Below are 10723 nucleotides of genomic sequence, written 5' to 3'. Positions count from 1 at the left end.
AACATTATGATAATAAATAAAGGTATATTACCCTAGTTAAACTTACCCTATAATAGAACAATTCAGATAATTACAGATTCAAAGCTATATCAGTTAAAAGCTGATAAATGCCTGTTTTACTCTTAAAATGCAACCAGGCTCTAGTAAAGGAAATAATTACTGCTAGACTGGCGCAGATGAGTTATTTTGAATACATTACATTCCCAAGAAACCGTTATTTTATCCCTACCGTTAACCACAAATTTGAATAAACGCGATGACATCAAAACCGGCCTACAAGCAAATTCAATCTTACATTCTGCGGAGTATTGATTTAGGGATTTTCAAACCTGAGACTCAGATCCCCACTGAACTTGAGTTATGTGCCCAGTTTAATGTTAGCCGTATGACGGTAAATAAAGCGATTTCTGAACTCAGTCAAAAAGGCATCTTAAATCGGATTGCAGGAAAAGGGACGTTTGTCGCCACTCAAAAGCATGAGCTTCCTGTCACTAAAGCCTTTGATATTTTTGATGAAATTTCAGTTAGTGGGAATAAATATGCAGGCCACCAGTTACAGCTAAAAATCATCCCTGCCACCGCAGAAATTGCCCTACAACTTGGTGTCACAGAAGGCAGCGATATTGGCTACTGCAAAATGCTGCATTTTGAAAATGACATTCCCCTGATGCTAGAAGAACGCTATGTAAATCATGGAATTGCCCCTGAATTTGTTCAGCAGCATTTTGGCAATAGTGAAACCCCAAGCGGCTATTTACAGCGCCATTTCCCAGTCAGTGAAATGGAGCACACCATTGAAGCAATTTTAGCCAATAAGCCTATCGCTCAAGCCTTATCCATCAAAGAACATGCCCCTTGTTTGCAACTAAGCCGTCGCACATGGACAGGCAGCACGTTGATCAGCTATGTCAATATGATCAGCGCAGGCTCACGCTATAAATTGAAATTACATTCCCGCATTGAAAATTAATCTTCAGCGCTAAGCTGTCATCAAATAAAGCTGTTATCAGATAAAACAAGCATAAAAAATGGGGCACTCTGGCCCCAAAACGACTGATAAACAACTAAAATACCGTTCGAGAATCTCCACATCACAGACATTACGTCAGGTATCAACACATCAACATCACAACAAACGATATCGTCACAATAAACTACATGCCTTGATAAATAGGTCCTTCTCCCCCTTGAGGTGCTGTCCACGTAATATTTTGCAGAGGATCTTTAATATCACACGCTTTGCAATGCAGGCAGTTCTGTGCATTTATTTGCAGTTTCTCCTGCATCTGCTCACTCACTATTTCGTATACCCCCGCAGGGCAATATCGCGTTTCCGGTGAAGCATAAGTGGATAAATTCACGCGAATAGGAATTTCATTATCTTTTAAACGTAAGTGACAAGGCTGCTCTTCCGCATGGTTTGTATTGGATAAAAACACCGAGGAAGGTTTATCAAATGACAACTTGCCATCCGGTTTTGGGTAGTGGATCGGCTGAAATTCACTGGCAGGTCTAAGCCCTTGGTGGTCATCCAGTTTGAGCTTCAGCGTCCAAGGGCTACGCCCCTTAAATAGCCATTGCTCTGCGCCGAACATCAATGACCCCATCACTAACCCTTTTTTCATATACGGCTTGAAATTACGGGTCTGATAAAGCTCGTTATACAACCAGCTTTGTTCGAATTTTTGCTGAAATTGGCGGGTAAATTCCGCGTAATCGACGACATCCTCGGCGAACGATTCAAATAAAGCCTCCGCCGCTAACATGCCGCTTTTCACCGCGCAGTGACTACCTTTAATGCGCGCAGCATTTAAAAAGCCTGCATCATCTCCAATTAAGGCACCGCCGGGGAAGCTTAACTCTGGTAATGCGGGTAACCCCCCAGCCACCATAGTACGCGCCCCATAACTCACCCGCTCACCCCCTTGCAAAAAAGCACTGAAGGCAGGATGAGTTTTCAAACGCTGGAATTCATCAAATGGGGATAAATAGGGATTTTCATAATTTAGCCCCACCACCAGCCCTACAGCGACCAAGTTTTCCCCATAGTGGTAAGCGAACCCGCCCCCATAGGTTTGGTTATCCAGCGGCCAGCCGATTGAATGCACCACTAGCCCCGCTTGATGCTGCTCTTTGGGAATTTGCCAAATTTCTTTGAGGCCCAGTCCATAAGTCTGTTTACCGCGGTTTGCCGCTAAATCGAAGTGGGCAATTAACTGTTTCCCCAGCTGCCCTCGGCATCCTTCCGCAAAAAAAGTCATTTTGGCTAACAGGTTCATACCCGCTTGATACATGGCCGTCGGATTGCCCTGTTTGTCTAGCCCCATATCGCCCGTGGTGACGCCAATAACCTGCTCCGCATCATCAAAAAGGATTTCGGTAGCCGCAAACCCTGGGAAAATATCAACACCAAGTTGCTCCGCTTCTACTGCAAGTGCTGCGCTGACTTGCCCAAGGCTGCCAATCACATTACCGTGGTTTTTCAGGCAAGTAGGTAACAAAGATAATGGCAACTTGCTGGTTTTATTTTCTTTGAGCCATAAAAAACGATCTTCACTGACGGCAGTAAGTGAGGCCGAAACGGTTTGCTGCCAGTCGGGTAATAACTCATTCAGTCCACGGGGATCGATCACTGCACCCGATAAAATATGCGCCCCGACTTCGGCGCCTTTATCAATTAAGCAAACGCTGAGCTCCCGGTCTGTTTGTAACGAGAGTTGTTTAATGCGAATTGCCGCCGATAATCCTGCGGGCCCACCACCGACAATCAGGACATCAAACTCCATGGATTCTCGCGCACAAGACGCCGAAACATTCGCACTATTGTCGATAGTCATTTTGCTCTCTCCTACGCCAGCGCTTTATCGAATTCAGGTAAGATCTCAAACAGATCCCCCACAATGCCGTAGTCAGCCACTTGGAAAATAGGTGCTTCAGGATCGCTGTTAATTGCGACGATCACTTTGCTCTCTTTCATCCCCGCAATATGCTGAATGGCACCGGAGATCCCAACCGCAATATACAGATCTGGCGCGACGATCTTGCCTGTTTGTCCTACTTGGTAATCATTTGGCACATACCCTGCATCCACTGCCGCGCGAGATGCCCCCACCGCAGCCCCTAATTTGTCGGCGATGGTTTCCAGTAAGGCAAAATTATCACCGGAACTTAAACCACGCCCTCCCGAAATCACCACTTTGGCAGAACTTAATTCCGCACGGCTCATCTGAGTTAATGACTGGCTAGTCAGCTCCGAAAGTTGAGTTAACTGCGTAACAGAAACGGGTTCTATCACCACCGGTGATTGGGTTGCAGTCGCCCCTGAAAATGCTGAGCTACGTACGGTGATCACCACTTGATTACCATTGTTTTGCACCGTTGCCAGCGCATTTCCGGCATAAATTGGGCGGACAAATGTTTGTGCATCCACCACTTGGGTAATATCCGAAATCTGAGAAACACCCAGCGTAGCGGCAACGCGAGGGGCAATATTTTTACCAAATGTGGTCGCTGGGAAGATAATGTGGCTATAGCCCTGCGCCACGGCAACCACCGCGCTCGTCATGGATTCCGCCAGCGCATTTTTGAGCGGTTCGGCATCGACGGTGATGACCTTTTCGACCCCGAGAATAGATGCCGCGGATTGTGCCACCGCAGCCACTTGGCTTCCCGCCACCAGCACATGCAGGCTTCCGCCCTGTGCAATGATTTCGCGTGCCGCCGTTATGCTGTTATAGGTTGAAGATTTAATGGTTTGGTTATCGTGCTCAACAACGACTAAAACGGATAATTGGCTCATGTTCAGGCTCCCTGTTAAATCACTTCTTTAGCTTGCAGTTCAGCCACTAACGTGGTGGCATCATTCAACATGGTGCACTGCCCAGAACGCTTTTTCGGCTCAGTCACGTTGACGATTTTTACTTGCCCTAATGGGCTAAAATTCAGTGTAGAAATATCGATGATGTCTAATGGTTTTTTCTTTGCCTTCATGATGTTAGGTAATGTGGCATAGCGAGGCTCATTTAAGCGCAAGTCTGTGGTCACAATCGCAGGCAATCCCATAGATAAGGTTTCTAAGCCACCATCGATTTCGCGAGTGACTTGCAGCTTCTCCCCCTCGACTATAATGTGCGAAGCAAAGGTGGCTTGCGCACAACCCAATAGTGCCGCAAGCATCTGCCCAGTTTGGTTGCAATCATCATCAATGGCTTGCTTGCCGAGTAAAATTAAATCCGGTTGCTCCTGACTCACCACCTGCTGTAAAAGGCGGGCAATATCCAGCGGCTCTAGTGCCATCTCGGTGGGTTTTTGAATCAAAATGGCTCGGTCAGCCCCAATTGCCATCGCACTACGCAGCGTATCTTGCGCCGTGGCTTCACCGATGGAGACCGCCACCACTTCAGTGACTTTGCCTGCTTCTTTTAAACGTACCGCCTCTTCTACCGCAATCTCATCAAAGGGGTTCATCGCCATTTTGACATTCGTCAGCTCCACTCCCGAGCCATCGGCTTTAACCCGCACTTTAACGTTATGGTCAATCACCCGTTTTACTGCGACTAAAATTTTCATAACTACTCCTATCGCGTACTTTGTTACGGCTATTTTTGAGTTGAGGGAGCCCATAGCAGTGAATATTTTCACTGCTAGGACGCCATCACTGACTATTTTTATCGTTGGAAAATTAATATGTTACCTAAGAAATAAACCTTATTTGGTTTCTGGCAATATCAGGCTTGGCGCCACTGACATTGGCCAAATTTTTACCGCGACATAGTAGATGATACTGGTGGCAACTAAACCGACGATCCACGAAATATCCACGCCGCCCAAGCTATCAACCAGAGGTCCGGTGTAGAAACCGGTGGCAATAAATGGCATTTGGATCAATACGCCAACCACATAGGTAATGATCCCCACTTTGTTCCAGCGACCATAACGTCCATTCGGGTTGGATAATTGCGGAACATCGTAGCGACCTTTCGTCACCCAGTAGTAATCCACTAAGTTAATCGCACTCCATGGCGTAAAGAACGCTAATAAGAACAGCAAGAAAGCCGAGAACAGTTTTAAGAATGAGTGTTGCCCAGCCAGACCTAACGCCGTCGAAAAGCTCACCATGAGGATAATAAAGAACAGACGCTGACCACGGGAAATCTGGTGTTTACCACGGAAACCACACCAAATCGCCGCCATCGACATGAAACTACCGTAAGCATTCAGAGCCGTAATCGTCACTTTGCCAAAGAAAATACTGATATACAGCAGCGCTGCAATTAAGCCCGTGCTGCCTAAGCCAACAATGTAGGAAACTTCATGACCCGCAAATTGATTGCCAGCAAGCGCTGCCGCAAATACCCCTAGGATCATCGAGGCTTGAGTCCCGATCACTGTCCCTGAACCCACCGCTAAAAACGCTTTGATGGTTGGGGTTTTGGTGGGTAAATAACGGGAGTAATCCGCCACATAAGGACCAAATGCAATCTGCCAAGAAGCCGACAGCGACATAGCTAATAGGAAATTCGTCCAGCTGAAATGACGATTCTCTAATAACACCGAAACATCATTCATATAGAACAGACGGAAGAATAGATAGAAGAAGGCGATAACGCCGACGACACTCGCCACTTTACCGAGAATATGGATGATGCGGTAACCGCAGATAGTGATACCGATGATCACAATCCCGAAAATCACGATCCCCATCCAATCACTGACATTCAGTAATTGTCCCACAGCCTGCCCCGCCAATACTGTCCCACTGGCAGAGAACCCGACGTACATCATACAGACCAATAAAATCGGGATAACGGCACCATAAACCCCAAACTGCACGCGGCTGGAGATCATTTGCGGTAGACCCAGTTTCGGGCCTTGTACAGCATGGAGCGCCATAACCGCGCCCCCCAATAATTGACCGATAAACAAGCCAATCAACGACCAAAAAACATCGCCCCCCAGTACAACCGCTAAGGCACCGGTGACAATTGCGGTGATTTGTAAGTTAGCTCCAAACCACAACGTGAATTGGCTCGACAACGTCCCGTGTCGCTCAGATTCAGGAATATAGTCAATGGAACGTGCTTCGATAAGCGGAACATTATCTTGGCGAGACTGCTTTTGCCCGATGATATCGTTGGAAACTGTCATGGTAATTCCTCTTTAAGCAAGGCTGGCTTAAAGAATGAGCCAATTAGTCGTCAGCAATGAATTCTCTATGTTGTGAGCACAGACATTTGACGTGATGCAGGTATGTTATTGTTTTATCTACCCGTCATTAATAATTGAAATACATTCTTAAACCTGATTGTTGTTGTGTTTTTAAGTCCATGATCCTGTTGTCAGGGTAGTGCTCCTGTTATTGCTTAGATACTCATAGCTGGAAAAACCCCGATAAGTCCTGTCTTACCTATCGGGTCGAACTCATCAAAATTAAGCGTCGAGAACGGCGCGCGAAATAATAATTTTTTGAATTTCTGATGTCCCTTCAAAGATACGCAAAATACGGGCATCTCGTACATAGCGCTCTAGGGGTAGATCGCGAATATAACCATACCCCCCATGCAATTGCAGCGCGGCATCAGTCACAAAACCTGCGCATTCCGCCGCAAACAATTTTGCAGTGGCTGATTGCAAACTAAAACGCTGCCCAGAATCGCGCAGCTCAGCCGCGTTCCATGTCAGCATACGCGCGGCTTCCAGCTGCGTGTGCATATCAGCAAGTTTCCATTGCGTTCCTTGATAAGCCGCCAGCGGCTTCTTGCCAATTTGACGCTCTTTCACCCAGCCTAATGTGCTTTCCATGGCTGCACGAGCGATCCCCAATGACGTTGCCGCCACTTCCACACGACCTTTATCCAGCACTTCCATCGCCGTATGGAACCCTTTGCCCTCTTCTCCCAGTAATGCCGATTCAGGTAACCAGCAGTTGAGTGCTAATTCATAGATAGTGCTACCACGCAACCCCATGGTTTTTTCTGGGTGAGAAAATGCCACACCTTCTGTTCCTTTCGGGATCATAAACGCGCTAATGCCACGAGCGCCTGCTTCAACATCTGTTTTGGCGTACAGCACAATAAAATCCGCTTCTTTGGCATTGGTAATATAGTGTTTGTTACCGCGAATGCGCCAACCGCCATTTTCACGGGTTGCTGTCGTGCGCATATCCGCGGGGTTTGAACCTGCGGCGGGCTCTGTTAATCCAAATGCGCCGAGTAATTCACCGCTTGCGGCTTTAGGTAACCAATAATTTTTTTGCTCTTCTGTTCCGCCAATCAGGATAGAATCAGTCGCTAAGAAATGAGCGGTCAATGAGGATGATGTCGAGGCGCAGGCAGCCGCCACTGCTTCAACAATCATGCTCATGGCAATACTGCCAATGCCAAAACCACCATATTGCTCCGGTAAGTTGATTCCCCAGCAGCCCATTTCACCCAGTGCGGTTAAGCTTTCCGCACAGAAAATTTCTTCTTCATCATAACGTTGAGCGTTCGCTTGCAGAATATCGCGACACACTTTTTCAACGGCCTCTACAATGGCGTATTCGGTTTCATTAATATCAAAACTCATTGCATCGTCTCCGCGCTTTTTATTGTTGTGGTTATGGTAGTAGCTGCCGATTTATAGCATTCATTGCCTTCCCCAAGAACAGGCGCTCTTTGGGTGACTTTCGGTTTCACACCATTAAAGAAAACCGGCTGGGAAATCAGAGGGGTACCACCATCATTTAAGTGGGTTAGTACCTGACGAACTTCGGCATGCTCGCTTTGCGTTGCTTGTTGTAAGTTGTGAATCGGTGAAGCTGGAACCCCGGCATTCAGCAGTAAGTCACACACTTCCTCAACACGCTTTGTTCCTGTCCAACTTTCAATTTCTTGGCGTAGCGCCGCTTGGTTGATCGTACGAACTGGGTCGCTCAAGTAACGCGCATCTTGGGATAGCTCCGGTTTCCCCATACATTCACAGAAACGTTGGAACAGTTTTTCACTGGCAATCGCAATCACCACCAAGCCATCTTTTGCTTGGTAGGTATCAAATGGCGTTGAAACAGGGTGACGATTACCCACTAAACTTGGTGCTTTACCATTGGCAAATAAATTAGATAGTCCAGTAAGCTGCATACTGAGCAGCACATCCACCATGGCAACATCCAAATATTGCGCGCCTTCACCATGACGTTCGCGAGCAAACAGTGCGCTGCTAATCGCCCATGAGGCAAATACGCCCGCACAGACATCCCCGATGGATTCACCGCTGCGCGTAGGACCCGACTCAGGGGAACCTGTCACGCTCATCAACCCAGACATAGCCTGTGCCACAATGTCATAAGCTGGGTAGCTCGCAAGGGGGCTGTTTTGCCCAAATCCTGAAATGCTGGCGTAGATAATGTTGGGATTAAGCTGTTTAACGCTGTCGAAATCGATCCCAAGACGCTTGGTGACACCGGGGCGGAAGTTCTCCACCACCACATCACTCTCTTTGATCAATTGAAATAAAATCTGACGATCGCCATCGTCTTTAAGATCTAACTCAATGCTGCGTTTTCCGCGATTGATCAGCCCGTAATAAACACTTTCACCGTCAATAAAAGGACCAAGATGACGGCTATCATCACCATGATCAGGCACTTCGATTTTGATCACTTCTGCGCCCAAGTCTGCCATCATACCCGTGCAGTAAGGCCCTGCGAGCACACGGCTTAAATCAATCACTTTGATCCCAGCCAGCGGTCCGTGTGGTTTTTGAGTCATTGCCGCATTCATCGTGAATTCCTTATGTGAGGCTAAAAGGTGCCGACTCCATAGAGCCGGCATTCGACATTACTTGACCATTGGTAAGTTAAGACCTTGCTGCTTCGCGCAATTAATCGCGATGTCATAACCGGCATCCGCATGACGCATCACCCCAGTTGCAGGGTCGTTATGCAGGACGCGAGCAAGACGTTTATCCGCCGCATCGGTGCCATCACACACAATCACCACGCCCGCATGTTGTGAGAAGCCCATTCCAACGCCGCCGCCGTGATGCAAGCTCACCCACGTTGCCCCGCCTGCGGTGTTCAGCAGCGCATTGAGTAATGGCCAGTCAGAGACGGCATCAGAACCATCTTTCATGGATTCGGTTTCACGATGTGGGCTAGCAACCGAGCCAGAATCAAGATGGTCACGCCCAATCACGATAGGGCCTTTTAGCTCCCCATTTTTCACCATTTCGTTAAACGCGCGCCCCAATCTTTCCCTGTCTTTCAGTCCCACCCAGCAAATACGTGCCGGTAAACCTTGGAATGCAATACGCTCGCGCGCCATATCCAGCCAGTTATGGAGATGTTTATCATCAGGGATCAGCTCTTTGACTTTTTGGTCTGTTTTGTAGATATCTTCTGGGTCGCCAGACAGTGCTACCCAACGGAATGGACCAATCCCTTCGCAGAACAGTGGACGAATATATGCAGGCACAAATCCTGGGAAATCAAAAGCATTATTCACACCTTCATCTTTGGCCATTTGGCGAATGTTGTTGCCGTAGTCGAACGCGGCTGAGCCACGTTTTTGCATTTGCAGCATGGCATCTACCTGCACTGCCATGCTTTTCTTCGCGGCTTTCGTCACTTCAGCTGGCGCAGTTTCTTGCTTGTCACGCCATTGAGCTAACGTCCAACCTTGTGGCAGATAGCCGTGGACAGGGTCATGAGCGCTGGTTTGATCGGTAACTGAATCTGGCGTGATATTGCGTTTGACTAACTCGCTATATACATCCGCCGCATTGCCTAATAAGCCCACGGAGACTGGCTTACCGCTCGCTTTGGCTTCTTCGATATAACCCAACGCTTCATCGAGCGAAGTCGCTTTTTTGTCTACATAACGAGTTCTTAAACGAAAATCGATACGGCTTTCATCACACTCAACCGCAATCATGCTAAAGCCAGCCATGGTGGCCGCTAAAGGCTGCGCTCCCCCCATACCGCCTAAGCCGCCAGTTAGGATCCAACGCCCTACTGGGTTGCCGTTAAAATGCTGTTTTGCTAGAGAAACGAAGGTTTCATAGGTACCTTGCACAATCCCTTGTGAACCGATGTAGATCCATGAGCCAGCGGTCATTTGCCCGTACATCATCAAGCCTTTGCGATCTAATTCGTTGAAATGATCCCAATTTGCCCAGTGAGGAACAATGTTTGAGTTAGCAATTAAAACGCGTGGCGCGTCTACATGAGTTGGGAACACTCCGACTGGTTTACCGGATTGCACCAGCAATGTTTGATCGTCTTCGAGGGTTTTTAAGACATCTAAAATCTTGTCGTAACATTCCCAGTCACGGGCTGCACGGCCAATCCCACCATAAACAACGAGGCTTTGCGGATGTTCAGCAACATCTGGATCTAAGTTATTTTGGATCATGCGGTAGACGGCTTCAGTCAGCCAGCTTTTGCAGCTCTTTTGGCTACCGTGCGGGGCACGGATCACACGCGTTGAATCTGTACGGTTTAACATTCTTTAATCCCCTATCCATCAAATCGATTTAACGCAAAATTAACAATTTCGGTTATTTATCATTGTTGAGTTAGTGGCTGCCAGATCATTCTCACACCGTGAGAATCTTTAAATTTAACATTCAAATCAATTTGTTAAATAAAAACAAAGAACGATTGAAAATGATCTTTTTTGCCCTGTTTGCTTAGTTGATAATTAAATATATATACATTTAATTCACAAAGTATATACATTGAAAT

At 47.3% G+C, this 10723-nt stretch carries 8 protein-coding genes; 1 reads left to right on the top strand and 7 read right to left on the bottom strand.

Going from position 1 to position 10723, the window contains the following annotated elements:
* Positions 1–256 precede the first annotated feature (256 nt).
* Positions 257–970 (top strand): UTRA domain-containing protein, encoded by a 714-nt coding sequence (locus JK188_RS14120; RefSeq protein WP_211887338.1) that lies wholly within the window; start codon positions 257–259, stop codon positions 968–970.
* Between the two features lie 184 nt (positions 971–1154).
* On the opposite strand, the gene JK188_RS14115 is transcribed toward JK188_RS14120, so the two are convergent.
* The 7 genes from JK188_RS14115 to hutU all read right to left on the bottom strand — a co-directional run bounded on the left by JK188_RS14115 (position 1155) and on the right by hutU (position 10484).
* The gene (locus JK188_RS14115; RefSeq protein ID WP_211887337.1) at positions 1155–2837 is read right to left on the bottom strand and encodes an electron transfer flavoprotein-ubiquinone oxidoreductase; all 1683 of its coding nucleotides are present in this window, start codon (positions 2835–2837) and stop codon (positions 1155–1157) included.
* An 11-nt stretch (positions 2838–2848) separates the two neighbouring features.
* On the bottom strand, positions 2849–3799 hold the full coding sequence (locus JK188_RS14110; protein ID WP_211887336.1) for an electron transfer flavoprotein subunit alpha/FixB family protein: 951 nt from the start codon (positions 3797–3799) through the stop codon (positions 2849–2851).
* A 14-nt stretch (positions 3800–3813) separates the two neighbouring features.
* On the bottom strand, positions 3814–4569 hold the full coding sequence (locus tag JK188_RS14105; RefSeq protein ID WP_211887335.1) for an electron transfer flavoprotein subunit beta/FixA family protein: 756 nt from the start codon (positions 4567–4569) through the stop codon (positions 3814–3816).
* 138 nt (positions 4570–4707) lie between these two features.
* A complete protein-coding gene (locus tag JK188_RS14100) occupies positions 4708–6147 on the bottom strand; it encodes a purine-cytosine permease family protein (RefSeq protein WP_036956031.1) in 1440 nt (479 codons plus the stop codon).
* Positions 6148–6429: 282 nt separating this feature from the next.
* Complete coding sequence (locus JK188_RS14095; protein WP_211887334.1) at positions 6430–7566, bottom strand: acyl-CoA dehydrogenase family protein; 1137 nt, start codon at positions 7564–7566, stop codon at positions 6430–6432.
* On the bottom strand, positions 7563–8759 hold the full coding sequence (locus tag JK188_RS14090) for a CaiB/BaiF CoA transferase family protein (protein ID WP_211887332.1): 1197 nt from the start codon (positions 8757–8759) through the stop codon (positions 7563–7565). Before JK188_RS14090 ends, JK188_RS14095 begins: the two co-directional genes overlap by 4 nt.
* A 57-nt stretch (positions 8760–8816) precedes the next feature.
* Positions 8817–10484, bottom strand: coding sequence for a urocanate hydratase (gene hutU, locus JK188_RS14085; RefSeq protein WP_211887330.1), 1668 nt, complete (start codon positions 10482–10484; stop codon positions 8817–8819).
* Between the last annotated feature and the right edge of the window lie 239 nt (positions 10485–10723).

Source organism: Providencia sp. JGM181 (assembly GCF_018257375.1).
GTDB classification, from domain to species: domain Bacteria; phylum Pseudomonadota; class Gammaproteobacteria; order Enterobacterales; family Enterobacteriaceae; genus Providencia; species Providencia lanzhouensis.
The sequence above is the reverse complement of the archived record's forward strand: the minus strand, read 5'-3'. Positions and strand labels throughout refer to the sequence as shown.